The sequence below is a fragment of the Paenibacillus sp. FSL R5-0378 genome, from assembly GCF_038009285.1.
Taxonomy (GTDB): Bacteria; Bacillota; Bacilli; order Paenibacillales; family Paenibacillaceae; genus Paenibacillus_AQ; species Paenibacillus_AQ favisporus.
In genome coordinates, this window is sequence record NZ_JBBPAY010000001.1 from 3,606,513 (window position 1) to 3,632,344 (window position 25,832).

Annotated in this window: 27 protein-coding genes; 16 read left to right on the plus strand and 11 right to left on the minus strand. The window is 52.8% G+C overall.

Annotated elements, in window-relative coordinates:
* Nucleotides 1-134: 134 nt before the first annotated feature.
* Nucleotides 135-1,112 (plus strand): hypothetical protein, encoded by a 978-nt coding sequence (locus MKY74_RS16905; protein WP_076167498.1) that lies wholly within the window; start codon nucleotides 135-137, stop codon nucleotides 1,110-1,112.
* 83 nt (nucleotides 1,113-1,195) lie between these two features.
* On the opposite strand, the gene MKY74_RS16910 is transcribed toward MKY74_RS16905, so the two are convergent.
* Complete coding sequence (locus MKY74_RS16910) at nucleotides 1,196-1,861, minus strand: DUF2306 domain-containing protein (RefSeq protein ID WP_208629245.1); 666 nt, start codon at nucleotides 1,859-1,861, stop codon at nucleotides 1,196-1,198.
* 233 nt (nucleotides 1,862-2,094) lie between these two features.
* Between MKY74_RS16910 and MKY74_RS16915 the strand changes: the two genes are divergently transcribed.
* From MKY74_RS16915 to MKY74_RS16930, 4 genes are all read left to right on the plus strand, one after another.
* A complete protein-coding gene (locus tag MKY74_RS16915) occupies nucleotides 2,095-2,682 on the plus strand; it encodes a TetR/AcrR family transcriptional regulator (protein ID WP_076167496.1) in 588 nt (195 codons plus the stop codon).
* A gap of 452 nt (nucleotides 2,683-3,134) precedes the next feature.
* A complete protein-coding gene (locus MKY74_RS16920) occupies nucleotides 3,135-4,319 on the plus strand; it encodes an MFS transporter (RefSeq protein ID WP_076167493.1) in 1,185 nt (394 codons plus the stop codon).
* 165 nt (nucleotides 4,320-4,484) lie between these two features.
* Entirely contained in the window at nucleotides 4,485-4,697 is a 213-nt protein-coding gene (locus tag MKY74_RS16925) for a hypothetical protein (RefSeq protein ID WP_076167490.1), read from the plus strand.
* A 225-nt stretch (nucleotides 4,698-4,922) separates the two neighbouring features.
* Complete coding sequence (locus tag MKY74_RS16930) at nucleotides 4,923-5,471, plus strand: NADPH-dependent FMN reductase (protein WP_076167487.1); 549 nt, start codon at nucleotides 4,923-4,925, stop codon at nucleotides 5,469-5,471.
* 209 nt (nucleotides 5,472-5,680) lie between these two features.
* On the opposite strand, the gene MKY74_RS16935 is transcribed toward MKY74_RS16930, so the two are convergent.
* Nucleotides 5,681-6,556: a LysR family transcriptional regulator gene (locus MKY74_RS16935; RefSeq protein WP_076169472.1), complete on the minus strand. Its 876-nt coding sequence runs from the start codon at nucleotides 6,554-6,556 to the stop codon at nucleotides 5,681-5,683.
* A gap of 117 nt (nucleotides 6,557-6,673) precedes the next feature.
* On the opposite strand from MKY74_RS16935, the gene dapA reads away from it, so the two are divergent.
* On the plus strand, nucleotides 6,674-7,573 hold the full coding sequence (gene dapA, locus MKY74_RS16940) for a 4-hydroxy-tetrahydrodipicolinate synthase (protein ID WP_076167484.1): 900 nt from the start codon (nucleotides 6,674-6,676) through the stop codon (nucleotides 7,571-7,573).
* Nucleotides 7,574-7,647: 74 nt separating this feature from the next.
* Here dapA and MKY74_RS16945 read toward each other — a convergent pair whose 3' ends face one another.
* Nucleotides 7,648-8,181, minus strand: a complete 534-nt coding sequence (locus MKY74_RS16945; protein ID WP_076167481.1) for a GNAT family N-acetyltransferase — start codon at nucleotides 8,179-8,181, stop codon at nucleotides 7,648-7,650.
* 459 nt (nucleotides 8,182-8,640) lie between these two features.
* On the opposite strand from MKY74_RS16945, the gene MKY74_RS16950 reads away from it, so the two are divergent.
* The 4 genes from MKY74_RS16950 to MKY74_RS16965 all read left to right on the plus strand — a co-directional run bounded on the left by MKY74_RS16950 (nucleotide 8,641) and on the right by MKY74_RS16965 (nucleotide 12,661).
* Nucleotides 8,641-9,600 (plus strand): AAA family ATPase, encoded by a 960-nt coding sequence (locus MKY74_RS16950; RefSeq protein WP_076167478.1) that lies wholly within the window; start codon nucleotides 8,641-8,643, stop codon nucleotides 9,598-9,600.
* A 12-nt stretch (nucleotides 9,601-9,612) separates the two neighbouring features.
* A complete protein-coding gene (locus MKY74_RS16955) occupies nucleotides 9,613-10,245 on the plus strand; it encodes an RNA ligase family protein (protein ID WP_076167476.1) in 633 nt (210 codons plus the stop codon).
* Nucleotides 10,246-10,555: 310 nt separating this feature from the next.
* Nucleotides 10,556-11,362 (plus strand): hypothetical protein, encoded by an 807-nt coding sequence (locus MKY74_RS16960; protein ID WP_076167474.1) that lies wholly within the window; start codon nucleotides 10,556-10,558, stop codon nucleotides 11,360-11,362.
* Nucleotides 11,363-11,410: 48 nt separating this feature from the next.
* On the plus strand, nucleotides 11,411-12,661 hold the full coding sequence (locus MKY74_RS16965) for an MFS transporter (RefSeq protein ID WP_076167472.1): 1,251 nt from the start codon (nucleotides 11,411-11,413) through the stop codon (nucleotides 12,659-12,661).
* Between the two features lie 98 nt (nucleotides 12,662-12,759).
* On the opposite strand, the gene MKY74_RS16970 is transcribed toward MKY74_RS16965, so the two are convergent.
* Entirely contained in the window at nucleotides 12,760-13,818 is a 1,059-nt protein-coding gene (locus tag MKY74_RS16970; RefSeq protein WP_076167470.1) for a 2,3-butanediol dehydrogenase, read from the minus strand.
* Nucleotides 13,819-14,143: 325 nt separating this feature from the next.
* Between MKY74_RS16970 and MKY74_RS16975 the strand changes: the two genes are divergently transcribed.
* From MKY74_RS16975 to MKY74_RS16995, 5 genes are all read left to right on the plus strand, one after another.
* The gene (locus MKY74_RS16975) at nucleotides 14,144-15,169 is read left to right on the plus strand and encodes a LacI family DNA-binding transcriptional regulator (protein ID WP_076167468.1); all 1,026 of its coding nucleotides are present in this window, start codon (nucleotides 14,144-14,146) and stop codon (nucleotides 15,167-15,169) included.
* Between the two features lie 44 nt (nucleotides 15,170-15,213).
* Entirely contained in the window at nucleotides 15,214-16,275 is a 1,062-nt protein-coding gene (locus MKY74_RS16980; protein WP_076167466.1) for a suppressor of fused domain protein, read from the plus strand.
* A 178-nt stretch (nucleotides 16,276-16,453) separates the two neighbouring features.
* Nucleotides 16,454-18,124 (plus strand): DUF6138 family protein, encoded by a 1,671-nt coding sequence (locus MKY74_RS16985; protein ID WP_076167463.1) that lies wholly within the window; start codon nucleotides 16,454-16,456, stop codon nucleotides 18,122-18,124.
* Between the two features lie 34 nt (nucleotides 18,125-18,158).
* Nucleotides 18,159-18,863, plus strand: a complete 705-nt coding sequence (locus MKY74_RS16990; RefSeq protein ID WP_076167461.1) for a DUF4274 domain-containing protein — start codon at nucleotides 18,159-18,161, stop codon at nucleotides 18,861-18,863.
* Nucleotides 18,864-19,037: 174 nt separating this feature from the next.
* Complete coding sequence (locus tag MKY74_RS16995; RefSeq protein WP_076167458.1) at nucleotides 19,038-19,838, plus strand: hypothetical protein; 801 nt, start codon at nucleotides 19,038-19,040, stop codon at nucleotides 19,836-19,838.
* Nucleotides 19,839-19,890: 52 nt separating this feature from the next.
* On the opposite strand, the gene MKY74_RS17000 is transcribed toward MKY74_RS16995, so the two are convergent.
* From MKY74_RS17000 to MKY74_RS17030, 7 genes are all read right to left on the minus strand, one after another.
* Nucleotides 19,891-20,430 carry a hypothetical protein gene (locus MKY74_RS17000; protein WP_076167456.1) on the minus strand — a complete coding sequence of 180 codons (540 nt, stop codon included), beginning with the start codon at nucleotides 20,428-20,430 and terminating at the stop codon, nucleotides 19,891-19,893.
* Between the two features lie 68 nt (nucleotides 20,431-20,498).
* Nucleotides 20,499-21,230 (minus strand): hypothetical protein, encoded by a 732-nt coding sequence (locus tag MKY74_RS17005; RefSeq protein WP_076167454.1) that lies wholly within the window; start codon nucleotides 21,228-21,230, stop codon nucleotides 20,499-20,501.
* 119 nt (nucleotides 21,231-21,349) lie between these two features.
* Nucleotides 21,350-21,550, minus strand: coding sequence for a hypothetical protein (locus MKY74_RS17010; protein ID WP_234489624.1), 201 nt, complete (start codon nucleotides 21,548-21,550; stop codon nucleotides 21,350-21,352).
* A gap of 182 nt (nucleotides 21,551-21,732) precedes the next feature.
* Complete coding sequence (locus MKY74_RS17015; RefSeq protein ID WP_076167452.1) at nucleotides 21,733-22,233, minus strand: DinB family protein; 501 nt, start codon at nucleotides 22,231-22,233, stop codon at nucleotides 21,733-21,735.
* A gap of 11 nt (nucleotides 22,234-22,244) precedes the next feature.
* Nucleotides 22,245-23,021, minus strand: a complete 777-nt coding sequence (locus tag MKY74_RS17020; protein ID WP_084203742.1) for an RNA polymerase sigma factor — start codon at nucleotides 23,019-23,021, stop codon at nucleotides 22,245-22,247.
* Complete coding sequence (locus MKY74_RS17025) at nucleotides 23,021-23,443, minus strand: VOC family protein (protein ID WP_076167449.1); 423 nt, start codon at nucleotides 23,441-23,443, stop codon at nucleotides 23,021-23,023. Before MKY74_RS17025 ends, MKY74_RS17020 begins: the two co-directional genes overlap by 1 nt.
* A 207-nt stretch (nucleotides 23,444-23,650) precedes the next feature.
* On the minus strand, nucleotides 23,651-24,487 hold the full coding sequence (locus tag MKY74_RS17030) for a sulfurtransferase (protein WP_076167447.1): 837 nt from the start codon (nucleotides 24,485-24,487) through the stop codon (nucleotides 23,651-23,653).
* A 514-nt stretch (nucleotides 24,488-25,001) separates the two neighbouring features.
* On the opposite strand from MKY74_RS17030, the gene MKY74_RS17035 reads away from it, so the two are divergent.
* The gene (locus MKY74_RS17035; RefSeq protein ID WP_076167444.1) at nucleotides 25,002-25,808 is read left to right on the plus strand and encodes a sulfite exporter TauE/SafE family protein; all 807 of its coding nucleotides are present in this window, start codon (nucleotides 25,002-25,004) and stop codon (nucleotides 25,806-25,808) included.
* The last annotated feature ends 24 nt before the right edge of the window (nucleotides 25,809-25,832 follow it).

Consider the following 25,832-nt stretch of genomic DNA (forward strand, 5'->3'; position numbering starts at 1 on the left):
ACGAATGATGCGCTTATGAAGCGGTTTGGATTGTCTCGTATGACCCATCCCATTTGATATTTTTATCAAGACTATCGAATTTATTGAAACCTGAAGCTGCCTCCGTCCGTCTAAGATGGTAATGGAGGTGCAGCATGAAGAATACGATTAAAATCAGTTCGATTCTGCTGGCGCTGGCTATAGCTGTTGCGGTAACCGCATGCAGTGACAAACAGGAAACGGCGCCGGGTACGCCAGACCGCGTGGATGAGCAGAACAATCCGTCAACCCAGCCCGGGAATGCTGAACAGGTACCGTCCGTGAAGGAAGGAACCGGAACGTATACCGGCCAGGCTGATCCGCATACGGTGGAAATTGTGGTTGACGGCAAGCCTACTGCTTTTCAGCTGGGTGACGGGCTGGATCAAGCGGTAGCCGATTTACAGGAGCAGGACCCAGTGCAATTCAAATACGAAGAAAAGGCTATTGAAGGCGAGGATACATTAAAGCAGCTCGTACTGACCGAAATTAAAAAATCGGACAGCGTGCAAGGAGCAGGCGAAAGCGGCGAAGACGGCACATCCGGCAAGGATTCATCTTCCAGTGCTTCGGCCGGCGGTCAATCTGATTCAGGAGACTCTAAATCATCCGCAAGCAGCGGCAGTGTCAGTAAGCGCCCTGCCGAGGGCAAGCTGGAAGTCACCTTGGAAGGGAACGACGAAGTGCGGCCCGCCAAGCTTGTTCAGGCTGAAGGGTACTCGCTGTATATTCCCGAACAGTTTTCATTTGATGCGGGCAAGCATCTGCTGTATATGAATGTTGATCACGAGTACTCGGTCCGTATTGAGAAGCTGCCTGCAGATTTCAATTTGGACCAGCTGGAGTCGCAGGGGAAGAAAGAGCTTAAGCCGTATGGCGAAATCAAGAAGCTTGGGGCGGCAGACCTTACCGGTCCGATGAAGGACGCGCTTATTTTTTTGACGGCATTCGATTCCTCGGGAACCCATGAATATATCGTGAAGAAGCTTGACGGCAGCGGATTTGTTTTTCAAGTCACACAGCCGCAGAGGGAAGCTTCTGAAGGCTTTGGACCGCTCGCGTTTGCAGCGCTGAATTCGATCGAAAACGAATAGCTTCAAGCTGAAATTACCGTTGTTTGCCACGGGAATTTGCATGAATAAGAAGAGAAAAACCGCCATCTAGCGGTTTTTTTCGCTTACGGTTTATTGCTGCCGGCAGAACGCCGGGAACCAGCTGACCCAGGCCACGCAGTGCGAATAACAAGCTCTGCGATGAGAAGCAGCAAAGGAATCGTAATAAACACGCTGATCCGGTAGCTGACCGGGTAAGGACTTCCGGCAAGCGTGCGGATCGTCCACGTGAGGACGTGGACAACCAGGTTTGTAAAACAGAAAGCATAGCTGCGAACCATCCATTTCCGGTGGCTGGCCATTTGCTTTTTCCGGATCTGAATTACAGCGATCACCGTGAATGCCGGCCACAGCATCGTTAACAGGTTAAACGCAATGCTGACCGACCTTCCTCCCGTGGCGACCGGTGCCATATAACCTGAGGTGAGGCCAACCAGCATGACACAGATGACATATAAATATCCGTTGAACCGGTGGAATTTTACGTGTCTGACCCGGATCCGTGCTGCGAAGTTGACGGCTCCGCAGATCATAGCCAAGCAGGCCAATATGGCATGAATCCTCATGACGATCAGCCACAGCTTAGGGTTCAGGGGATGGTTCAGGTCGGTTTTGAAACCGAGGAAAGCCGAAGCTTGTGGATCCTGAATGATCTGTACATAGGCGACGTATAAAATAAAGGCGGTGATGACCAGCAGCATCAGGGCATAATAGGTCTTGCTTTTTGACATGGCAAAATACTCCGCTCCATTTGGAGATAATGTTCGAACCGCGGCAGCACCGTGGTGGCAGAACTTCGTTCGGAAATTTATGCTATAGGAAAACGGCTTTGCTTGCAACGCATGTTTGGTGTCGTTTTTGTGACGAAATGGATTTTATTAGAAAAATAATATTTGACAGATGAGTACAAAATTAAGTAAGCTAAGAATCAATCCAATCAAACCTACGAAAGGGATGCCTAAACATGAGTAAAAGCGGTAGACCCCGTGAGTTCAAAGACACAGCCGTCATCGATGCCGCTGTGGAGGTGTTTTGGTCACAGGGATACGGGTCCTGCTCAACAGAAGATTTATGCAAGGAAACCGGTCTCGGCAGAGGAAGCTTGTACAATGCCTTCGGGAGCAAGCATGAGCTGTACGAACAGGCGCTGATCCGATACCATCAGGTGGGGATCGAGACCCAATTGGACATTCTGCGCAAAGACGCTCCGGTGAAGGAGCGGCTGCGGGAGCTGCTGGAATGGGAAATCCGGGAGGGCTCGACAGCCAAGGACCGTGGATGTTTGCTTATTAACGCGTCGGTAGAGCGGGGAAAGTCTGACCCGACTGTTGAGCGGATCTTCAAACAGCATGTGGCGCTGCTGGAGCAGGCTCTTCAGGAAACGATTCGCGAAGGGCAGTCCGTCGGCGAAATTTCTCGTGAACGGGATACATCGGAGATGACGGCTCTGTTCCTCAGCTGTTGTTATGGCCTGCGTGTGATTTATCCGGGGACCATGAACCGTGCGTTGGCCCGGCAGATTATTGACGGCACGCTTGCGGCCATATTTTAGCAGAATCCCTGGGAGTCAGAGATATATTTAATCTATCATCTAGTCTATCTAAATCATTGTTTGCTGTTGTGTTCGTATTCGAGCTGCCGCTTTGCGCTGTACGATGTTCACGCGATGGACGCGGCTGTGCTTTTTGAATAATTTTGTACTAGTTGTTACAAAAGTGGGACGTAAAATGAGCCGCAAAGTTATAACCATTGAAAAATGGAGGTGAGGCACAAGTAAAGACGGGAGCAAGTTGGAGATACAGAGAACACACAGAGGAAATACAGTGAGGATAAAGATGAGATTCCGAGGAGCTTTCGAGTAGATTCCTAAGAGTTGTAGAGGAGATGCAGAGAAAAATATAAAGAAAATATAGAGGGGGATTCCTAGGTGACATGCCTGGAGAGATCCCTGCGTCTAATTTTGTACTGAGTGTTACAAAATAATAAATAAAGGAGCTGTTTACATTGCCGCTTGCGATTTATGTACTGGGACTGATGATTTTTTCCATGACGACTTCTGAATTTATGGTGGCGGGGATCATGCCGTCGCTATCAGAGGAGTTTGGCGTATCTGTCGCCGCCATCGGATATCTGATATCCGCTTATGCTGCGGGGATGATTATCGGCGGGCCTCTGTTGACAGTCGGATTGTTAAAAGTGCCGCGCAAAAAAGCCTTTCTGGCATTGTCCACCGTGTTTCTGATTGGGCAGACGCTGGGAGCGCTCGCGCCGAACTATGAACTTATGATGGCTGCCCGGATTATTATCGGGGTTGCCTCGTCGGCCTGCTTCGGCGTGTCCATCGCGATTGCACTCACCTTGGTTCGTCCGGAAGCAAGCGGCCGTGCCGCCTCGATCGTCCTTGGCGGATTGATGGTCGCAACCGCCGTCGGGCTGCCCGCCGCCATGCTGTTCGACCAGTATCTCGGCTGGCGGGCGAGCTTCTGGGCTGTCGTTGTCCTTGTGCTGGTCTCGGGAACGATGGGGCTCCTGCTGATTCCGAAATCGCCTAAAGAGGAATCTCAAACGATCAGCCTCCGCGGGGAACTCGCGGAATTCAAGAACCGGCATTTGTGGGCAGCCTTCGCGACCAGCATGCTGATCATTGGGGCGACGTTTGCGGCATTCAGTTACTTTTCACCGATACTTACCGATGTAGCGGGTTTCAGCGCATCCATGGTGCCGCTCCTGCTCGGGGTTTACGGGGTGGCAACGGTCATCGGCAACACTATCACCGGCAGACTGGCCGACCGGTACATGATGCCGATTATGACCATCGGCCTAGTCGTGCTTACGGGCGCGCTGATCATGTTCGGCCTATTTGCCGAACACCAGGTCGTTGCGGTTATCGCCGTCATCGTGATCGGCCTGGTCGGGGTCTCCATGAATCCTCCCATGGTGACCCGTGTGGCCAGAGCTTCGAACGGTGGCTCGCTCGTCAATACGTTCCACGTCTCGGTCGTCAATTTCGGCATTGTCGTCGGTTCCACCATTGGCGGGCTCACGATCGATCATGGCTACGGCCTGGCATCACCGTTGTGGGTTGGTGCGGTTCTTGCCGTGCTTGGCCTGCTGTCGCTGATTCCATATTTGAAAAAGACCCCGGCTCCAGCTGATTCCGCAGCGGTTCCGGAAAAAACCTGTGCGTAAGCGTGAAGAGCTGGTCCGGTTACGTTGTCTGAGCCTGCAGGTTCCTGCTTTCATCGTTCCTACCCGCTTCAACCATTTCCATTTATGCCATGAACGGCTACAATAAAGGAAGAGCGAGCACCCGTGATCGTATCTAATTCATATCCAAAGGAGAACCCGTCATTCATGGCAACGATTCGAGAGCTTCTGACGGAAGCAGATCTGCAGGAGGCCGAGCGCAGGAAGCTTCCCATACGCGTGTTTAAAGATGACCATTTGATCGATTCAGATACGCGGATCATCCGGTTCACCGACTCCACGGTAATTACCCAGTCCGGTGTGAGTGATGTTACGTACCATTCGCGCAAAGAATGCCAATTTTATGAGATCCGCAAATAGATCCGATTACACTGCCCGATAAACGCTTAGGCAGAGCCGCCAGTGCTCTGCTCAGGCGTTTGTTTTTTTTGGCATCAACCACCCATAGACCGAAATATATATAGCCATGCCGGAATTGATATTATCTTTCGTCTTCAAGCCGCTATAAGATAAAGGTACCGATCCGGGTTTACAGGCAGGTTACAGGACCTGCGGAAATTTATGAATATGGGGAGAGATCTAGAAATGGAACAATCACACTTGAATATTGGAATCATCCTTGGCAGCACTAGGGAAGGGCGGGTCAGCCCGCAGGTCGGAGCATGGCTCAAGGAGCTGGCCGATGGGCGTGGAGATGCGGAGTACCACCTGATCGATTTGGCGGATTATCCGCTGCCGTTCCTCGGACATTCTGGCGGAGAGGACGCCATCCAAAACTGGGCCGCGGCCATCGGCCGCATGGACGGATTCGTGTTCGTCACTGCGGAGTATAATCATAGCATTTCCGGTGTACTGAAAAATGCGATCGACCTGGTTCGAGATGAGTGGGGGAATAAAGCGGCAGGCATCGTGAGCTACGGGTCCACTGGAGGCGCCCGGGCGGCCGAGCACCTGCGCGGCATTCTTGGGGAGCTGAACGTGGCGGACGTCCGCATTCACCCTACGCTGTCGCTCTTTACCGATTTCGAAAGCTTTAGAACTTTCAAGCCGGCCGAGCTGCATCATAAAAATGTCAACGGCATGCTGGATCAAGTGGTTGCCTGGTCCGCGGCTTTAAAGACGATTCGGGCATAAATCGATTGGATATGTTGAAAAACGCACGGAGGAAGCGATTGGACGCTGCCTGAGTGCGTTTTTTTGTTGTATCTCCGAGTGCTAAAGGAATTTACGGCGCTCAGGTGGTCATGGATTATTGGGTGCCGGGAACACAGAGATCTACTCGCATGTGAACGGGTTTACAGCTGATTCTGGGGAATAGTGAACAGTGAACAGCTAAAATGGGCTCACGGCGACTTCCTGACCAACTCGATAAAATCGCCGAGTGCCCGGGAGATCCACTTCTTCGGATGGGTCATCAGCTGCAGGCTGAGCCGCAGATCAGGATGGTTGAAGGGAAGTGGGGCGAGCAGCCCTCTGCGGATTTCATCGTCTGCTGCCATGCGGGGCAAGAGGGAGATTCCTGATCCCGCCATGACGCAGCGCTTGATCGCTTCGGGGTTTCCCAGCTCCAAGCCAAGCCGGCATGGGATTCCGTGCTGCTTCAGAAGCTTCTCCAGCATGACCCGGTAATTACAGGTTTCTTCCGGCAGAATCCACTCGGCATCGTACAGATCCTGAAGACGGATCATCTCACGATTTGCCAGGGGATGTCCCGGCCCTGCGATGAGAACGAGCGGTTCCTCCCGGACCGTCTGCCAGTGAAGCGCCGGATCCTCCGGTTCGTTATCGAGAATCAGGCTGATGTCCAAATCTCCCTCTTTGACCCTCTGGACGAGAAGGTCCTCCCGGTCCGTCCATAATCGGATGGACAATCCTTCGTACTGCTTGCGCAGCTGCTGGATCAGCGGGGGGAGAAAGTAAGCGGCGAGGGAATCCATCGTTCCCACGGAGATCGTGCCGCCTCCCTCGGTCCGAAGCTTCTCCTTCGATTCATCGAACAAATCAAGCATTTGTACCGTAAGTTTAAGCAGCTCTTCCCCGGAGGAGGTCAGCCGAACCCCCTTGCCGAAACGTTCGAACAGCTGCGTATCGTATGCTTTCTCCAGCTTCTGTATTTGCGCCGTTACACTCGACTGCGCATATCCCAGCTCTTCGGCCGCCCGGGTAAAGCTTTTGCGGTGCGCGACCTCGCGAAAGGTATGAAAGTACGTCAGGTCCATGCTATTCATCTCCATGATATCAATATTATCGATGATGCTCATCAACTATTATAGATAACACTGATAATAATTCCTATGCTAAATTAGAGGCACAACCTATAGAGGAGGTCATCAAAAATGATCGGAAGAGATGAACTGCATGGCGTTTTGGTTCCTGTGGTCACGCCATTTTTGCCAAGCGGAGAGCTTGATTTGGCATCATACACCCGTTACGTGGAAAAGCTGGCTGAGCATCATATCAACGGCTTGATCATAAACGGGACGACTGGAGAGGCCCCGACGGTACGCTGGGACGAAGTCGTACAGCTCACCCGGGCCACGCAGCAGATTTTGAAAGAAAAGCAGCGAAGCATCCCGGTGATCATCGGAACGGGAACCAACGACACGTTGACGACCGTGCAGCGGACGGAGCAGGCCGCCGCCTTGGGGGCGGATGCCGTCCTCGTTGTGGTTCCCTATTACAGTAAACCGTCGCAGGAAGGGATCATTGAGCATTTTCGCCGGGTGACCGAAGTCGGGGTACCGGTTATTGCTTATGAGATTCCCGCCCGTACCGGGGTCCGCTTAACGATGCATACGGCCAAAACCATTATGGAGATGGAAGGTGTGATCGGTATGAAAGACAGCTCCGACGGCCTGGATCTGGTTACCGAGTTGACGCGTCAAGATGCGGGGGCGGTGTTATGCGGTGACGACCTGTACTACCATGCCAAGCTCAGCCAAGGGGCGAGCGGGGGGATTCTGGCTTCGGCCAACTTGTACACAGATATCTTTATTGAGGTCCATGACCTGGTGCAAAAGGGGAGGGTCATGGAAGGCAAACGATCTTTTGACCGTGTCGTCCCGCTTATCCGCAAACTGTTCCAGGAACCGAATCCCGCTCCGATAAAATGGGTGCTGGCTAATCAGGGTTTGATTGCTTCCGATCACCTTCGGCTGCCGATGACACGTATATCCCAGCCGCTCCAGAATGAACTGGCCCAACTGCTGATAGGCATCGAAGCAGCGCAGAACTAAAACCACGGACATTAGCGAGAAGGCGGCCTCCATCCTTCAAAGGAAGGGCGATGGCCTCTTTCATGCTGTCCGTATCAGACGCCCGATTCCAGATCCAAGCGCCAGTCATTGCAGTGCATAAAGCTGCCTTTCGGGTATTCAAAATCACATTCACCCATGAAAGCGAAGCCGAGCTTCCGGCAAATCGCATTGGAACCCGGGTTATCCACGGACGGAAAAGCGTGCATAAATCGGTGCTTCTTCTGCTGTTTCGCCTGCTCGATCACGGCTGCTGTCGCGGCCGATGCAATGCCCCGCTGTTGAAAGGAAGGCAGGACGCCCCAGCCGATCTCATAAATGGTAGATCCCTGCCAACCACTATCCCAAAATCCCGCATTGCCTATTGGCACCGGATGATCTGCCAGCCATATGCTATACATGCAGCCGCTCCCGAGGGACTGAACCTCAACATATCGCTTATGGCGCTTCTCAACCTGCTCGTCACTTTCCGGTCCGCCCAGATGTTCCAGCATCTCTGGAACATTCAAACGATAGAGCAGCTCCAAATGCAAATGGTCTTCCGACCAGGGCCTGATCTGTACTTGCAAACCCGCCATATGATTTCCCATGGATGGTTGTCCCCCTCAAATAGAATAATGGATGAACCTCGGAATAAGAACTTATGTTCCTACTATATATCAAATAAATGGAAGTGTCATGTTTTTTTTAATGCAAGATATACGTTTCGGCCTCTTGTTGGCCCTGAGCGATCAAATCTCAGCCGGCATCCCCGCGAGATCGAAAACCCAGTGACAGGCAGAAAGACCTGTTTTGCGGATGCGACCAAGGTCCCGTGTGCTTTGAAGGCAGGATCCCATATAATTGAAGGGAGCGCCTCCTTCATCAGGAACCCGGCTGGTTTTCGGGGAAGGGCTTTTTTTGTTGCATTTATGATCCACGGTCCATCATCGGGTAAAAGTCAACAAGAACGCTTCATACGGGATCAATGGGTGTCAGCGATGAATGGAAGGTGACTATCAAGAGGATGGTGAAGGAAATGAACCATTTATGGAAGGGAGGTGATCACGATGAGTACGATTCACATGCTGGTCGGCATTCCAGGCAGCGGCAAAAGCTTCTATGCCAAAAATTTGTGCAAGCGTGAGCGGGCCGTGGCGGTTTCGACCGACTCCATCCGGGAGAGGCTGTTCGGCAGCGAGTCCAGGCAAAAGAACACGTATCTGGTGTTTGACGAGGCTTTTGCCGAAATAGACCGTCTGCTTGGGGAGGGCCGCAGTGTCGTATTTGACGCAACCAACGTGAGCCGCGACCGCCGTGTAAAGTTTCTGAAGAAATTCAAGGATGTGCCTGTCGAAGGCCATGTGTGCGATACGCCGTATGAGACGGCCAGGCAGCGGGCGGGGACGCGCAAACGCCGGATCGATGACGCAGTGCTGACGAAATTTGCCAAAAACTTCGAGTTTCCGGTCATGGCCGAAGGGTTCCAAGCGCTGCATATCGTGCACAGCTCAGAGGATGTGAAGCTGGACAGAATCCAATTGGAAAAACTGCTCGCAGAACGTCCGGGTCACGATGAGCTTTTTGCCTATTTAAGCGCCTGCCCGCATTTTTCCGTCATGCTTGGGTACGACCAGGAGAATCCCTATCACTCCAAAACCTTGTCAGAGCACACCTACGCCGTGCTTGCCTATATCAATGCGCAGTACGAAGGGGATGACCTGCTGGCGATGCAGTATGCGGCGCTGTTTCACGATGCGGGCAAACCGTTCTGTAAGGTATGGAAGGAAACCCGCGGCTATTACTCCTATTTCGGCCACGAGCATGTCTCTGCGGCCATTGCCTGTCATGTACTGAAGGAGCTCGGATATGATGAGGCATTTGTGTTGAAGGTTGTGCATATGGTCAGCTTTCATATGGAAATTCTTCACGGGGGAGACGCAGGAGCGTCAAACATTTATCATTTGCTTGGCGGGGATCTGCTGGCCCGGTTGTATTTTTTCGCGGAAGCGGACACGAACGGCAAATAAAGAGGTGGTTTCATGAAAATCAAATATCCGAAAACGATGCATCTTCCATGGTCACGAGGATACACCGATGATGACAAAATTTTGCGCAGCACGGACCATTTCGTGGGAAAAGAAGTGGTGATTACCGAGAAAATGGACGGCGAGAACACCACGATGTACCCGGATTTCATTCATGCGAGATCGCTGGACAGCAAGGATCATCCTTCCCGGCATTACGTCAAAACGCTGCACGGCGGAATCAGGTACTTGATTCCGGAAGGGTATCGTCTCTGCGGGGAAAATGTGTACGCCAAGCATTCGCTCGCTTACGATGCGCTGCCTGGATACTTTATGCTGTTCTCGGTGTGGAATGAGCAGAACCTGTGCCTTTCCTGGGATGAGACGGTAGTTTGGGCGGATCGGCTTGGAATACCTACGGTGCCGCTGCTGTACAGGGGCATTTGGGACGAAGAAGCAGCCAAACGGTGCTACACGAAAAAGTCCTGCTGCGGCGGGGAACAGGAAGGGTATGTGGTGAGGCTGGCATCGTCTTTCCCTTACGAGCAGTTCAGGCAAAGCCTGGCCAAATTCGTGCGGAACAATCATGTCCAAACGGATGAGCACTGGCTCAGCAGACCGGTCGAGCCGAACGGACTCCAACTGTGAAGCTGCTGAAGCAGGGGGCAGACAATGTAAGCTTAGGAGTTTTATGTACAGAGTCTAAGCAAGATCTAGATTACTTTAGCGGATTGCAGTTTAGGAGCTATATTTGTTGTTCATAGAAAGATGAAATAGATATGGAAGGTGGAGTTGGTCATGTAATTCTCAAGCAGCAGTACCCACATCGGAGGAAATTGACGGGTCTTGAAATTATATTTTTTTGAGCTTTAGCTTTGAATACATATTTGAATACATAATAGAAGATAAGATTTAGAATGAGTAAAAAATGCGAACATTCTATCATGGAGGGAACGGTATGCCTGGATGTGCAGGTGTTGCGCTGTATCATACGGAACGGATTGGGGTGATGCAGGCTTTTGCCGCCGGGGAGGCTTTTTTTGAGAAGATCGACACGGCTGTAACAGGGACGAGTTACTATGAGCTTTTGGAGCACGGAGATCATGAAGGCGATCACGATCTGGTGGAATCTTCCCCGGAGCAATTACGGGCGAAAATCGGCACTGGAGAGGCTGCAGCCTTCTGGATGTACAGCCAGCAGCACGGAACTTTGCCATGGGACGCCGCTTTTACTTATCAGACGAGCGGATACGGCAGTTTCCCGCATATCGCCGTCTTTTGTGACAGCCCTTCGGAAGACACATATTCCGTTCTTAAAGAATGGCTGCGCCATATGACAGAACAATTCTCCTTTCCTTATGCAATCTTATACGAGACGAGAAAAATGACGGATGCGATGAGCTACGCCGCCGGGGACAACGGAAAAACCGCGTTCCCTTATGAAAAAGCATTTGCCTTCAATAAAGAGACCCCCGGCTTATACGGCGGACAAGCCCGCTATACCGGCAGCAAGCTGAGAATGGTGTACCCTGCCAATGTACTGAACGGCGAGCATCTCAGCATCGGAATCGCGGATACGAATCTGGAAAACTGGATACAGAGCTGCCATGATCATGGTATACTTTACCGGGTGGGCGAAGAACGATGGATGTGGGAAGTCGCCCCCGCGAAACTTGAACAGGTGAATCAAATCTGTGGAGAGGCGGGTGCCTTGATCGCCTGGCAGCCCCGGCAGACGAAGAAACCACGGCGCAAGCTGCCTTAATCGCATCGATCACACTCATTTACATTTCATCAGGACCCGGAGGATGGTATGTCACGACCTTTATTCCCGCGCTTAAAAGGAAACAGCAGGGGTTGTCTCGCCTTTGAGCCTTTTTTTCTCATTCCGTACAGCATGGTCAGCACCTACGCGACGCTGTATATGTACGAGCTTGGCATTGCCGAGACCAGCATCGGCTGGATTACTACGATCGGCCTGATCGTTCAGGTGTTTTCATCGTTTATCAGCGGGTATTTGACCGACCGGATGGGCCGCAAATCGGCCATCCTGTATTTTGACCTGTTCAGCTGGAGTCTGGCCACCATCCTGTGGGCGGTTTCGCACAATGTGTGGTTCTTCCTCACGGCGGCGCTTGTCAACGGGTTTCAGCGCGTGCCGCATACCGCGTTTTACTGCTTGATCGTCGAGGATACGAAGCCCGCCGACCGGACTTACGTCTTTACGCTGCTGCAGATTATTAGCGTGATCGGGGGCCTGTTCGCTCCGCTCGGCGGACTGCTGGTGGATCATTACGGCCTTGTGTCCGGCACGCGCATCATGTACGTGCTTGCGTTCCTGATGATGACGTTTCAGTTCGTGGGGCGGCATCTAACGACGCGCGAAACCGAAATCGGCCAGAGAAAGATGCGGGAGACCCGCGATCTCGGGCTGAAGGAAAGCCTGATCGATTATGGCGGGGCGATTCGCGACATTATAACGAGCAAGTCGCTCATGCTGATCTTTAGCGTATACATTTTGTTCAACTTCCAGGCCACGATGAAAACGACGTATCTGTCGCTGTACATGGCGGATTACCTTCATGTGGGAAGCGGGCTGATTTCCCTGTTCCCGGCGGTGTCCTCCGTCATTATGCTGCTGACGCTGTGGCTCCTGATGCCGAAAATTCCGGAGCACGCGGCGAACCGCTCGATGATGGCCGGTTTCATTCTGTCGGTCGCTTCAAACGTCATGCTGGTGCTGTGGCCGACGTCGAACCTGGTCTGGATCGGGCTCAGCACGATTTTAGCCGCCGTAGGGCTGATGATCAGCTCGCCCTATTTGGAGGCAGCCGTGCAGAACGCGATCGATGACGACAAACGGGCAAAAGTGTTCTCCATGCTGTCCGTGCTGATCCTGCTGCTTACGTCTCCGGCAGGCATTATCGGCGGCTGGGCGTACAAGCTCGATCCGCGGATTCCCGTCTGGCTTGTGGCGGCTGCGTTTGCCGGCGCCGTTCTTCTGATGATGCTGCATCAGCGGCGGGAGAAGAGCCAAGAGACGCAGGCTGCGCTCCGTCAATAAGGCTAACATAACAAAGATCCCCTGCCGTATGTTCGGCGAAGGGATCTTTTCTTATTCGTTATGAAAAGCACCTAAGGTGCAGTAATATTCACAGTCGGTTATTTGGACGGTTGTGGCGATACCAAAATTTTGACTTGGCTTTTCTCTTTCAGCAGCGCCTCAAAGCCCTGTTCGACGATCTCGCTTAAAGCAATGCGCTTCGTAACGAGCTTCTCGGCCGCGAAATAGCCCTGCTGCATCAGGCTGATTACAGCCGGGAACACGTCCCGGTAACCGATGATGCCGGCGATATTGCGTTCCTGCATGACGATCTGGTTCGGATGGATCGGGGCTTCCCGTTCGAAAATGCTGACAATCATAATTTGACCGCTGATTTTCGTCGATTGAATCGCTTGGTTCAGGACAGCCGGGACACCTGTAACTTCATAGGCAACATCCGCTCCGCCTTCGGTAAGGCGATGGATTTCCTGAACGACGTCCACGTCTGCGGGGTTGAGCACGATAGCCCCCAGCTCCTGCGCCTTACTCCGCCGCTCAGGCGATAGTTCCACGGCGTAGATTTCCGCAGCACCCGACGCTTTCAGCGCTTCGATGACAAGCAGGCCGATCGGCCCCGCCCCGAATACGACCGCGCGGTCGCCCACCTTGAAGCGGCTGGAACGGACGGCGTACAGCGCAACTGCCGACGGCTCGACCAAAGCGCCCTGCTCGTAGGAGACGCTGTCCGGAATATGATGAACCATATGCTCATCGGCCGCCACGTATTCGGAGAAACCGCCCCCGCCGCCGGCGAGTCCCAGGAAGCCCATTTTTTCGCAAAGGTTATATTTTCCCTGTTTGCAAGCGGTACAATGTCCGCAGGCGAACACAGGCTCCACGACGACCCGGTCGCCGGCTTTGAAGCGGGTCACGCCTTCGCCGACTTCCACGACCTGGCCGGAAAATTCATGTCCCATCACGACCGGGGCTTTCTCACCGGTTAATGGATGAGGCGCACCCTCCGGAATGAATATCGGCCCGGCGGCGTATTCATGCAGGTCGCTTCCGCAGATGCCGCACCATTCCACCTTGATTTTGACCTTACCTTGGAGGGCCGAAGGCTCCTCAATCGTTTCCACGCGCAAATCTTTCACGCCATGCCATCTCAATGCTTGCATGAATCCGTCATCTCCCTATCAGGCAGTAAATAATATGGTGAGCGATATATCGAAAAAATAGGAAACGTTTCCGATCCATATGATGTCACATTCTATTCTGCGTGTCAAATCATTTTTTAGGGCTATAGCGGGTGTTTTTAACTATGGTGCGAATGGAAGATTTACATGTCTATGAATAGAAATAAGCCGAGGTCATGCGTTGATTGCAGCGTCTGGCGGCTAAGCTGAGGCATCGGTATGGCGGGGTATGCTATAATATATACTGAAAAAGAAAAAAATGTCTTCCGGATAGGAAACGATTCCGAAGTGAGAGGGATTAATTCGCATGTCCAACAAGAAAAAGGTGACCATTGAGGACGTCGCCAAGCAGGCGGGCGTCGGCATCGCCACCGTCTCCAGGGCGCTCAATAACAGCGGGGGAATCAGCGAAAAGACGAAGGCGAGGATCATGCAGGTCATCGATGAAATGGGCTTTGTCCCCAACACGTCGGCCCAAAGCCTCAAAATCCGCCAAACCCACCAGATCGCGCTTGCCGTGCCGGACATCCGCAACGCGATCATTCCGGATATCGCCTGGTCGGTAGAGCAAGCCGCCAAGCAGCACGGATACCGGGTGGTGCAGATTAATACGCTTGGCAACGCCCGTCTGGAGCTGGAGACGCTGCGGGAAATCAAGAAGCTTCATGTGGACGGCCTCGTCCTGATGCCGCTGGCGTATCCCAAGCAGCTGGAAAGCCTGATTAACCAGGCCAGCATCCCGGTATCCGTCATCAATTACGGCAAGAAGCTCAGCCCGGATCTAAAGGCGGATATCGTGGGGCTCGCCCGCCAGGAAGGAAGGCTGGTCATGGAGCATCTGCTCCAGATCGGACGGGCACGGATTGCTTACGCAGGCGCGCCCAAGGACAAAATTGAAGAACGGTACCTGGCATACGAACAGTCGCTTAGGCATGTCGATGCTTCGCTGGTTTATTTCGGGGAAGATTTTTCGTTTGAGACCGGACGCCAAGCGGCCGATTATTTTTACAGCCTGAAACATATGCCGGACGCGATTTACGCCGTCAACGACATGGTGGCGATCGGGATCGTCAACCGCTTCAAGGAGCTTGGTATCCGGGTACCGCAGGATGTGGCGGTGGTCGGCATCGACAACAACTTGTGGGCGACCGTAACCACTCCGCAAATCAGCTCGGTGTCCATCATGGGCAGCGAAGTCGGCCGGCTGGCGGCAGAGCTGCTGCTGAAGCGGATCCAGTCGCACAATCCGCCGGATTATGAGCGGGTCGAGTTTGAGCCGCGTCTCATCGTAAGGGAATCCAGCGTTTCAATGACGCAGTATTCGAATAAATAACATAAGGAAATAAGCTTCGGCACACATGGGAAGGGGACAGGATGATGAACGAAGAAATCGGCGCACCGGGTTGGGACGCCATCGACCAGGAGCTTGAAAGATTATACGGCAGTCAGGAGCCAAAGCATTACGGGACGCTCATTTCGTATGCGCTCGGCGGCCAGGACCCGCTCGACGGAATCAGCGCCTACAAAGCGGAATCGCCGATCCCACATTGGCATTTTGTCACGTACGGCTTCTCGGAATTGTATGAAAAAGAGTCGGAGGACCAGGAGGTCAGCGGATTCGGCTTTGAGCTGACATTCCGGCTGCAGCGTGATGCCGACGAGGAAGAGCCGCCGGCGTGGGCATTGAACCTGCTGCAAAATATGGGCAGGTACGTGTTTGGCAGCGGAAACGTGTTCCGTTCGGGCGATTATCTGGATGCCAACGGGCCGATCTGCCTCGGAGCCGACACGCAGCTGACGGCCTTGGCTTTTGCTGAAGATCCGGAGCTGCCCGCGATCCAGACGCCGAATGGCCAGGTCGAGTTTTTGGAGATGACCGGCATTACGGGAGATGAGCTCGAAGCGATGCAGACCTGGAATACGCTCGGCGTTCTCGGGGCTGCCGAGGAGCATATACCCTATTACATAACGGATTTAACCCGCGGCTCCCTGCTGCGCATTCCACCCGTCGCGGAGAAAATCCGGCAGGGAGCGGAAGCGGAAGGATCCAGCACCGGATTTTTGTTTGTAGATCAGCTGGCCTGGGAACCGGGGAAGAGCGGTTGGTTCAGCAAGTCGCCTTCCGTCGTGAAAATGGGAGCCAAGCAGGCCGGAATTATTGCCAAGCTGCTGCTAGGCCGGATTTTAAAGGGCCGTTCGCTCACGCTCGTCGGACCGGACACCCGCGTCGTCTTTGAGCCCGGGCAGAAGCCGGAACTGAAAGCCGAAGGAGGCGAGGTGCGAATTGCCCTGGACGATCAAGCCGCATCTGAGCTGAGCCGTTCGCTGGCACCGAAGGAAAGCGTCGTTCCGCTGCCTTCGGTGAAGGGGGCCGCTATCCAGATCGTGAAGACGCAGATCAAGGACAGCGAGGGCAATGTAGTCAAAGTCATCGGTTAAGCAGGACCCCGCCCGCGCGGGGCTTGTTTATAATATTAGAAAATATATAAACTCCAGAGCGATTGCTTCCTAATATTGCAAGAAAAATTACCTTTAGACGCGGTCTTGTCTTCTTTGAAAGTACGTCGATAGACGTTTTTCTTATGGCATGGCTTAAGAAACTCGGGAGGGGAAACGATTGAACGCGAGCGTACAGCAGTTTTTGGATGAGGTATGGTCCCTGATCAGCGGGATTTATGAGAAAGAAAGCAAGCGTATCCGTGAGATCAAGGAAGTCAGCAGGCTCCAGGCGGGCATCAAGGATTATCTTGGCGTGGCCTGGAGTACCCGCAAAGCCGGCGACGGATACGGCGTAATCAGCATCGACCTGGACCGGCCCTTTGATTGGACCGACTCCTCGTATCGGCTGAATGCTGGGCCTTACATATGCGATATCACCGACGACCTCATCACCGGCGAGTGGCTCCCCGCATTGCGGACACGGCTTGCGGAAGAGATGAGGGCCGGGACTTACGGCCCCAGGTTTTTCGATTACCGCTTCGAGATCGTGCTCGAAATGGAGAGGGAAGAGGGATTAAGGACCTTCACCGAGGTTTTGATCGATGAGGACAAGCTCGCGGGTCAGAGGCGGGAGCTCGATGCCTTTATCCAGTCCAAAGTTTTGCGGGATCTGCCGGTACGCCCCAAGGAGTTGGATGAGTTCTTCTTTGCCCGTCATCTGCTCAATTCCGATCTGTTTGAACAGCGAGAGGCACAATTAGAGCCGCTGATTGGGCGGCTGGAGGAAAAGCACCGTTCGAACCCGGACCGGCTGCTCGGGTGGGTCTCTCAATATACTTCAGCCTTTCGAGAATGGGCGGAGGAGCATTTTTTGGTCCGTTATTTTGAGCGCACCGGGAGCTTCGGCCAAGACTGGAAGCGCAAAGATGCAGCGGACGGGGTGATTGTGAAAGCGGACGAGCTCAACTTTTTCGTCTATGCCGCGCTTAAGGTCGGCCGCCGGGAGCCCGAGCTCCGGGCGCGCTATCTGGAATTAGCCGTCCAGCTGGGCTCGGAAAAGGCGGCCGGCTATATAAAAAACGGCAGCGGGCGCTTCCTGCACCGGTTTGAAGGCACGGCGATCCAGGCAGCGGCCAACGATGTTACGGAAACGATCGACATCCGTCTGTATGCGGAGGAAGAGGCCGCATACGGGGAAGCGCTGACGTATATAACGGGGCTGCTCTCGGAGGGGTTTCCCAAAGAGTACAAACTAAACCTGAAGAGCCCATCAAAGGACAAACACTATCTGCCGCTGAATAAGCTGGCTAAATCGCAGCTGCACCGTTTTTTTGCCGGCGCGCTCCGGTATCCTGGCCTTCATCCGCTGATTGCCGGGTACGCCGAGACAGCCATGGAGGAATTTGCTTGGTATAAGGATGTGGAACCCGGGGAGAAGTCGGTCATGCCGGGAACCTATGCCGTTCTGGGATTAGGCATCATGAGCACGGAATATTTTCCGCTGCTGCGCAGGTATATGGAAACGGTTGATACGGAGCACCAATCCGCTCAGGACGGGTACGCCGAAGCTTTTATCGAAGCCCACGGGCTGACCCCCGATCGGATGTCGGTGCTTGTGGAGATTCTGCTTGGAGGAAGCGATTCAGCCAAGCCGGTGAAATCCTTCGTTATCGATACACCGGATCTGGCGGACGCTCTGCTGAGTGAGCTGGAGTCCAAAGAGGATTATGAGCGGGAAACGGTGCTGTACCGGATTTTCGGAACACACACCAAGCTGGCGCAGTCCGCGAGAAAAGAGACTTCTCCGATGAAAGAAAAGCTGGAGCGGTTGCTGGCATGGTATCCGTGAGTCCAGTCAATACCTGAGAAAGGGGGACGATCATTTGGAATGGACGGAGGCCAGCAAGAGCAAGGAGCTGGAAATGGTCCGGGCGGCGGTGGATCAGCTGGACCCGAACGAGCGGGACGCCCGCGGAAGAACGCCGTTGATGCTTTTTATCACCAACCGGATGCCTGTAGACGGCATGAAGCTGCTGCTCGAGAAAAACGTCGATCTGGAAGCGGAAGACAAGCTGGGCGATACGGCGCTCAAAAAAGCGGTGAAGTTCAAGCAGCCGGAGACGGTCAAGCTGCTGATTGCGAATGGCGCTCAGCTGAATTCCCCGCACGGCATCCTGGGGACGGCCTGGCAGGCGGCAAGAATGGACAAGGCCATGGCCGATTTGCTCGCTGATACCGACGGGGCGGTCCGCCTCACGATGAACGATGAGGAGCAGAGGATCATCGACGGTATTTTGTATGAGGAGTCGCTGGATGAGGTCACCTGCCGGATCCGCGGGTTGTCCTCGCCGGTTCTGCTTCATGCCGTGGTGGATGGCTACAACTGGGACGATGGGCCCGATCCGATGATCGCTGCCCTGGAAAATCCGGAGTGCGCCGAGATCACAATGCTGGATATGTATGAGCTGCTGGATGCCGATTACTGGCTTGGCATGGGTGAAGCCGATGCGGCAGCATCGGAAGAAGGCCGGAAATGGCGCTTGCTTGCCGAAAGGCTGAAAGAGAAAGTAGGCGCGAAGCTCATTTGATTCTTGGGGTGGGACCCAGGCTTGAAGAGATTTCGCTGGCGCTTCGGGCAAACCGGATATGTATATTATTTTGCGCCATCGAGCAGCAAGGCACCAGTGCCTGTAACGGAGGCCCAGCAGGCTGCAAGGAATTCGGGCTGAATTTGTTACTGAACAGGAGGGGGATCCGCCCGCATGGATGCGAAAGCCAAAAAAATATTAACGAATACGTACTGGCAATCGGGAGGCTGGAGACGCGGAAGTTTTATGTTATCGGCTGAAGATTTTGAGTACGCCAAAAGCAAGGGGCTGATGTTCGATCCGCTCACCGTGTCGCATGATGAGCTGATCCGGCGGATCATTCATCTGCATGAGCATAACGTGACGAAAGAGCGGGTGGCTGCTGCGTTTTTGCACAGCCTTTCCACCCGGAAAGTTCATCTGCGCAGCGCTTTATCAAGCTGGACGCTGACCCGCCATTTACCCTCTCATACATTCCGTATGCGTGCCGCCGATATCCCCCGGTACAGTGAGTGTTTTTTCTGCGATGACGGCATGCTGATGTCCCAAGAGGAATATGCCGGCGAGGACCTGAACGTGCTTAATTTCGAACGGATCAAATGGGGAGGCGTCCGCCACAATTGGCTCGTTTACTGCTGGCTGGATCTGTTATGCCTTAGCCGTGAGGAGGATCCGTTCCTGGTGCGGGAAGAAGACGTGGGTATGCTGAAGGGGATGATCCAAGGGATTGAGGCGTGTGGTGACAAGGATGCCGCCCGGCAGCTCGAGAAAAGGTGGAAGGACGTGTTCCCCTCCAATTCGCATGAACGGGATCAGGTCATGGAGATCTGGGGTTACGCAGGCATTCTGGAAACCAAAGATTTTTACCGCAAAGAACGGGGACGGGGCACCGATTTCAATGCCGTTGCCTGCTGGCGCGGGGAAGACGGGTATTCCCGGGAGAAACTCGAGCACTTCTTTGGTCCTTATTTATAGCTGTTTTTACAGTGTTTATAACTTATAAAAAGGAGAGCTGCGGGCTCTCCTCTTAGTTTGATGATTTTTCTGGATTTCGATCGGTTCTCCGTTCCAGTACGGCTGCTTGACCAAGCACAATCCACTGGTTAACTTCGTCATATCCCTTCACAACGGCTTGAACGACGTGCCGCGGGTACATCCATTCCGGCTTTCCGGACAACTCCAGCTCCCCGGTGTCAGCTAATCCTACTGCTTCTGTGTTCGCAAGCGTAATGAGCGTTCCCTGCGGGAAAAAGGCTTCGATGGCGCCCTCGACCCTTTGTCCAACGGGGTGCAGCGACTTCTGGCGCTGCCACAGCTCGCCCGTGGACTTAAGGGAAGCGGACCAAACCTCCTCGAATTCTTCCTGGGTGATCAAGATCAAGCCAGCTTCAGATGTATCGATCGGCTGCTCGGCCAACATAAAATGATAGTCTCCGTCTTTCCGGTTCGAAGCGATGCACTTGCCGTCATCCTCGATGACGAGCTGGCGGTAAGCAACACCCTGCTGGTCAATCTCGAAATACCAGGTGCCCATACCGGGTTCGGGACAATCTTTAATATATTTCATATACCTCTCCTTATCGATCCATGCCTGGTCATGCAAATTGAACCGTAATGACGTTTATTTGATCATCCTTATTTCAGGGGAACCTGCCCGGCCAACCGCTCGAATTGCTCCAGATGAGGGTTCAGCTTTGGCTGAATACTTTGCAAATATTTGAGGCTAGCCACGTTTATACGCTGTTCTGCCGCTGTATCCGCAGGGAAGATCGAGTAGGTCTTGTGGATCGTGCCGCTGCGGTATTCCGCGCTGAACAGGCTGCCGCTTTTCAACGACGCTTTGAGATGGTCAGCGCTTCCCATGATGACGAGCTGTTCCTGCGGCGATTTGTACGCGAAGTAGAAATCCGGATCGGCCAGGGCATGAATGACATCATATCCGCTCGTCTGCACGCCGCCGCCGAAAGCACCCGTTTGGATTTCATTCGAGCGGACCGCACCGTCTTCCTGGATGACTTTGTGGGTCAGCGTGCCGGTGCCGTTCATCCGGTCCAGCTTCCACTCCCCGTTATATACGACTTTGTGGCTTTCGCCGTCGGCGGCGTACTCGTTGATGTACTTCCCTTTGCCTTCGCGCTGGCCGTTCACGAACTCCCCGGAATATTGTTTGCTGTCGCCCCATTTCATCGTTCCCCTGCCGTTAGGCTTGCCACCGTTGATTTCACCGTAATAGGTGGTTGTGTCCGAAATTTGCAGCCATTCTTTGGCCGGCGCTGCTTGTACCGAAGGAGAGATAGGCCAGATCGCCACAGCTGACAGTGCAGCGCTCAGGACAAGAGATACGGAAAGATTTTTAAGTTTGATCAACTCAATACATCCTTTCAACAAGCTATTCTATGATTGCTCACGGTTTATTGGCAATGCTTGGACAACGTTACGTGAGAAACGTTTTATTAGATGTTAGCCCTTAATGTTCTTCGCATGGATTAGACCGCATATTTAAACGTGCAGGCATCGCGCACATAAAATTCGTTACCGATTTTCACGATGTAATCGGTGATTTGAACGATCTTCCCGCTGCCGATCATCTCCTGACCCAAAAAAACGGCAACAGGCGTTTGCTCAATCATCGCGGTATGGAAGTGAATCGGGGAAGTCAGGGGCTGCATAAATCTTCTGCTTTTCATTGCATTTCACCTCTTCCTGTCATTTTACCAAATTTCAGCAAGGAATGGTGTATACAAAACAGTTTCAACCGCCTGAAATGGTTGATGATCTGGATCGCGAACAAAACAAAACGAAGAAACTAAACGACCGTTCCCCGGCAAATACCGAAAAACGGTCGCAGCTTTGTATCCGATTTGTCGAATCAGGTGAAAAGTCCGCCTAAGCGGTCATCGGCTGGAGGCGGGCAGCCCAGTTGTCTTGCCATGGATACGATTTGGCCTTTGTGATGAAATTCGTGAGTCTCCGTATGAGTTAACAGCAGCAAAGGAGTAGGAGCCTTCGGGTAATCCCGCCAGCTCTCGTCCTGCTTGATCGGTTCATTCCAGCGATCACGATATTCACTTATGAACCGCTGCACGAGTTCATCCGCTTCCGTAAATCGTTCACGGACATACTTCACATCGGCGCGTTCAATTTCTTCTATGGAAATATCCCTATGCTCGTTTCTCATCATAAACGCGAAAGATCCCAACCACCACCGATAGCAGTCAACGACATGAAGATGGGTTCGAATGATCGTTCCTCGCCCAAATTCGGGAACGGGTTGATGCAAGATTTGAGGAGGCAGCTCTTCCAAGAACGCAAACATGTTTTGTCTAACGGATCGGATCCAATCGTATTGTTGCTGCAGCATTTCGATCAACGCAATCACCTCTAGGATTTCGAATGGTACTTATCGTCTTGCCATTTCAATTTCTCCGTGATCGTCAATACGTTGCTGTCGGGATCGATGATCGTAAAATAGAGCGTATTGCCGCGCAGCTCGATCCGGTCCACCACCGCGCCATCTTCAATCAAAGTCTGGTACGAGCGGAATATCGCATAGGGGTCCGCACGGCGAAAACCTTCGACCAGCGCTTCGAACACCTCGATACTGAGTCCGCCATGCGGAGCTACGAGTACGGAATCATCCCAATATTCGGGATGGTTTTCAACGGTCTTTTTCAGCCTCGTCCTCGCCCGCCTTAGAGCCGCCTTCACCGAACCCTCGGATTGTCCGAACAGCCTTCCCGTTTCTTTCGCGGTAAAGTGAAATACGTCGATCAGCAAAATCAGAACGACCTGTTTGGGTTCGAGCCGATCGGACAGCAGTTCGAGCGCCTCACGGACATCCCACTTACTCCATTCATCATAGGAACCGATTAAATGCTCATCGAGTGGTCCGACCTGCGGCTCCCATTTGCGGCTGCGGCATATATCCACCCAAGCGTTGGCAGCAATTCGAAACAAAAATGGCTTCGTTATTTCTCTATTCGGGAACCGAGTATGCCAACGATAAGCTTTAATAAGCGACTCTTGGAGCAAATCGTCCGCTTCCCACGCCGAACCGGCCTTAGCCAGACAATATCGTTTCAGATCGTTTTGCAGCGGAAGCGTCATCTTCGCAAATGTCTCATATCCTGCGTCTGTTAAGTGATCTCCCTGCGTCACTATTTCTGCTTCCTTATGTTATTCTTGTGAGTAAAATACGGCGTTTGCCCCGTTTCTTCCACAATATCCACGGGATTTCCGTCCAGATCGAATGCTTTGAAAAACCTGTACCCATCCTCTTCGTGGATTTCGCTTAATTCCGCTCCTTTCGCCTTAAGCTGGTTATACGAATGGTTAATATCGTACGATGTGAAATTGAAGTAAGGCATCATATCTTTACCGGTATCAAATTGGACAGGCTGCGGGTTCACCACTTTCCATAATAAAACCAAGGTTTGGCCGTTAGGGAAGGCGAGCCCGACCCGATCATCTGTCTTTTCAATCGTCTCCAGATCGAACATTCGAACGTACCATTCCTCTGAACGTGTAATGTCGGTCACCGGAATAAAAATGGCGGATACATAAGCGATGATTTTTTCCATAGATGAGCACTCTCCTTTAAGCTGATTTTCAATCTAATAACGATAAAAATCCATAATAAGATACGGGGTAGCAAAAAGTCTTTTTAAATTTTATCCCGGCCTATGGATCACGCCTGCTGCCGGAGAACGCCAAAGAGGGCTGCAACAGGTCGCTCGCCAGCAACTTGTCACAGCCCACAATTCAGCGCTAGATGCGTCTCCCGGAGATTACTCTTCCCCTGTCGCAATCGGATTTTCGCTGTAAGAAATCCAGTCGCTCCAGCTGCCGGCGTACAGCCGGACATCCGGGTATCCAAGCTCGGTCAAGGCAAGGACATTCGGGCAGGCCGACACGCCTGAACCGCAGTAGACGATAATTTCATGGTCCTTCGGCACGTCCTTATAGTACTCTTTGAGCTCATCGAGGGATTTCCATTCCCCGTTGTCCTGCAGGACGCCCTTCCAGAACTTGTTCTTGGCGCCGGGAATATGGCCGGCGGTATGGTCGATCGTCTCGTTCAGACCCAGGTAACGGGAGGATTCACGCGAATCCAGGATGACGATCGATGGATCCTTCATCGCCTGGCGGACGTCTTCCAGGTTGACGAGCATTTCAGGATGCACATCAGCCGTGAAGGTGGTAGGGACCCGAACCGGCTGGTCCTTGCTGACGGGGTAACCTGCATCCTTCCATGCACTGAAGCCTTCGTTCATGACGAACACCGTCTCATGACCCATGTAGCTCATCAGCCACCACAGACGTGAAGCGTACAGTCCGCCTTGATCGTCATAAGCGATGACACGGGTTTCCCGGTTGATGCCGATTTTCCCCAGCTTTGCGGCAAGCTGGCCGGTATCAGGCAGGGGATGCCGCCCGCCATGCTCACTGACGGAGGAAGACAAATCCTTCTCCAGGTCAAGGAAAACCGCTCCCGGGATATGGTTCTCCTCATAGGAAATCCTTCCGGCATCGGGCTGTCCCAACATGAACCGGCAGTCGACGATCGTCACGTCGGGCTCGTACATCCGGGCAAGCACCCAAGCTTTATTCACTAGTACGCTCAATAAAAACACCGCCTTAATTCAATGATAATATCTTGAATGGAATATTGTTCTATTATACCAGCGGGGCGGGGGGTTGTCTCTCCAATCGGTTTCTTCGGCAAGGTCAAGTGTGTTATGATAAACGCGCTGCGGACAAGCCGCCGCAAAATAAAAAAACGGCCGGGTCGCCCCACAAGGGGAGATATCCAGCCGTCATTATTAGAGCCTGAAATGTAGGCAATCCTCATTTATGGTAAACGATTCTCACATGGAGATGGGTGTAAATCTCTTCCGTATAATGGTCATTCGGACAGCTCTTGATGACGCGCAGGTGATCTTTGCTCGAAAGCAAAGGCTCAGAGCACGAAGGGCAGCGGTCTACAAACAAGCTCTTTAATTTCGCAAACAAGCTTATTCACCATCCTATTCCCATTGATTTACTTGGGTTTATTATAAACGCTAATGTTCCATTCGTATAGTGTTAATTTTGAGTTTTTTGCTGCGAAATATTCAGTCATCCAGAGGTGTGTAGTAGATGGATTTAGCAGGACATATCGTTATGTTTTTCATCGGACTGGCAGGTTCCTTTTTTTCAGGTCTGCTGGGCATCGGCGGAGCCATTATCAATTACCCGCTGCTGCTCTATGTGCCGGGACTTTTTGGCGTTGAGACATTCAGCCCGCGGCAGGTTTCCTCGATCAGCATGATCCAGGTATTTTTCTCTTCCCTGGCAGGCATGCTGGCTTTTCTCAGACAGAGCAAAAAAGAAAAGCCGCTGATGCACAAAGGGCTGATCATGAATATGGGGGCGAGTATTCTGATCGGCAGCTTGGCAGGCAGCCTGGGCTCGGCTTATCTGCCCAGCGCAAGCATCAATATTATTTACGGGGTGCTGGCCGTGATTGCAGCCGTCTTGATGATGATCCCCGGCCGTGGCACTCAGGAGGAAGTGCAGCTGGCATCGGTGCAGTATAACCCTTGGATCTCCGCGGTTTCCGCCTTGATGGTGGGCGTTGTCTCCGGGATTGTCGGTGCCGGAGGTTCCTTTATTCTGATTCCGATCATGCTGACCATGCTGCGGATTCCGGTTCGGGTGACGGTGGCTTCCTCGCTGGCAATTGTGTTTATCTCGGCCATCGGCGGCGTATCCGGGAAAATAGCCGGCGGGCATATCCCGCTGTGGCCCACCTTGTTTACCGTGCTCGGGAGCATCCTTGGCGCACCGGTGGGGACGATGGTCAGCCGCCACCTCAACGTCAAATCGTTAAGAATCGCCCTTGCCGTCCTGATCGCAGCCACCGCCGTAAAAATTTGGTGGGGCATTATTACAGCAGGCATATAAGATGAATCCTAAGCATGTATATTT

Coding starts and splice junctions, on each gene's coding strand:
- MKY74_RS16970 (WP_076167470.1), bottom strand. CDS start 13,818: ATGCAAGCATTGAGATGGCATGGCGTGAAAGATTTGCGCGTGGAAACG.
- MKY74_RS16915 (WP_076167496.1), top strand. CDS start 2,095: ATGAGTAAAAGCGGTAGACCCCGTGAGTTCAAAGACACAGCCGTCATC.
- MKY74_RS16960 (WP_076167474.1), top strand. CDS start 10,556: ATGCCTGGATGTGCAGGTGTTGCGCTGTATCATACGGAACGGATTGGG.
- MKY74_RS16965 (WP_076167472.1), top strand. CDS start 11,411: ATGTCACGACCTTTATTCCCGCGCTTAAAAGGAAACAGCAGGGGTTGT.
- MKY74_RS16975 (WP_076167468.1), top strand. CDS start 14,144: ATGTCCAACAAGAAAAAGGTGACCATTGAGGACGTCGCCAAGCAGGCG.
- MKY74_RS16955 (WP_076167476.1), top strand. CDS start 9,613: ATGAAAATCAAATATCCGAAAACGATGCATCTTCCATGGTCACGAGGA.
- MKY74_RS16995 (WP_076167458.1), top strand. CDS start 19,038: ATGGATGCGAAAGCCAAAAAAATATTAACGAATACGTACTGGCAATCG.
- MKY74_RS16930 (WP_076167487.1), top strand. CDS start 4,923: ATGGAACAATCACACTTGAATATTGGAATCATCCTTGGCAGCACTAGG.
- MKY74_RS17010 (WP_234489624.1), bottom strand. CDS start 21,550: ATGAAAAGCAGAAGATTTATGCAGCCCCTGACTTCCCCGATTCACTTC.
- MKY74_RS16980 (WP_076167466.1), top strand. CDS start 15,214: ATGAACGAAGAAATCGGCGCACCGGGTTGGGACGCCATCGACCAGGAG.
- MKY74_RS16950 (WP_076167478.1), top strand. CDS start 8,641: ATGAGTACGATTCACATGCTGGTCGGCATTCCAGGCAGCGGCAAAAGC.
- MKY74_RS16925 (WP_076167490.1), top strand. CDS start 4,485: ATGGCAACGATTCGAGAGCTTCTGACGGAAGCAGATCTGCAGGAGGCC.
- MKY74_RS17035 (WP_076167444.1), top strand. CDS start 25,002: ATGGATTTAGCAGGACATATCGTTATGTTTTTCATCGGACTGGCAGGT.
- MKY74_RS16945 (WP_076167481.1), bottom strand. CDS start 8,181: ATGGGAAATCATATGGCGGGTTTGCAAGTACAGATCAGGCCCTGGTCG.
- MKY74_RS17000 (WP_076167456.1), bottom strand. CDS start 20,430: ATGAAATATATTAAAGATTGTCCCGAACCCGGTATGGGCACCTGGTAT.
- MKY74_RS16935 (WP_076169472.1), bottom strand. CDS start 6,556: ATGGACCTGACGTACTTTCATACCTTTCGCGAGGTCGCGCACCGCAAA.
- MKY74_RS16905 (WP_076167498.1), top strand. CDS start 135: ATGAAGAATACGATTAAAATCAGTTCGATTCTGCTGGCGCTGGCTATA.
- MKY74_RS16910 (WP_208629245.1), bottom strand. CDS start 1,861: ATGTCAAAAAGCAAGACCTATTATGCCCTGATGCTGCTGGTCATCACC.
- dapA (WP_076167484.1), top strand. CDS start 6,674: ATGATCGGAAGAGATGAACTGCATGGCGTTTTGGTTCCTGTGGTCACG.
- MKY74_RS17025 (WP_076167449.1), bottom strand. CDS start 23,443: ATGGAAAAAATCATCGCTTATGTATCCGCCATTTTTATTCCGGTGACC.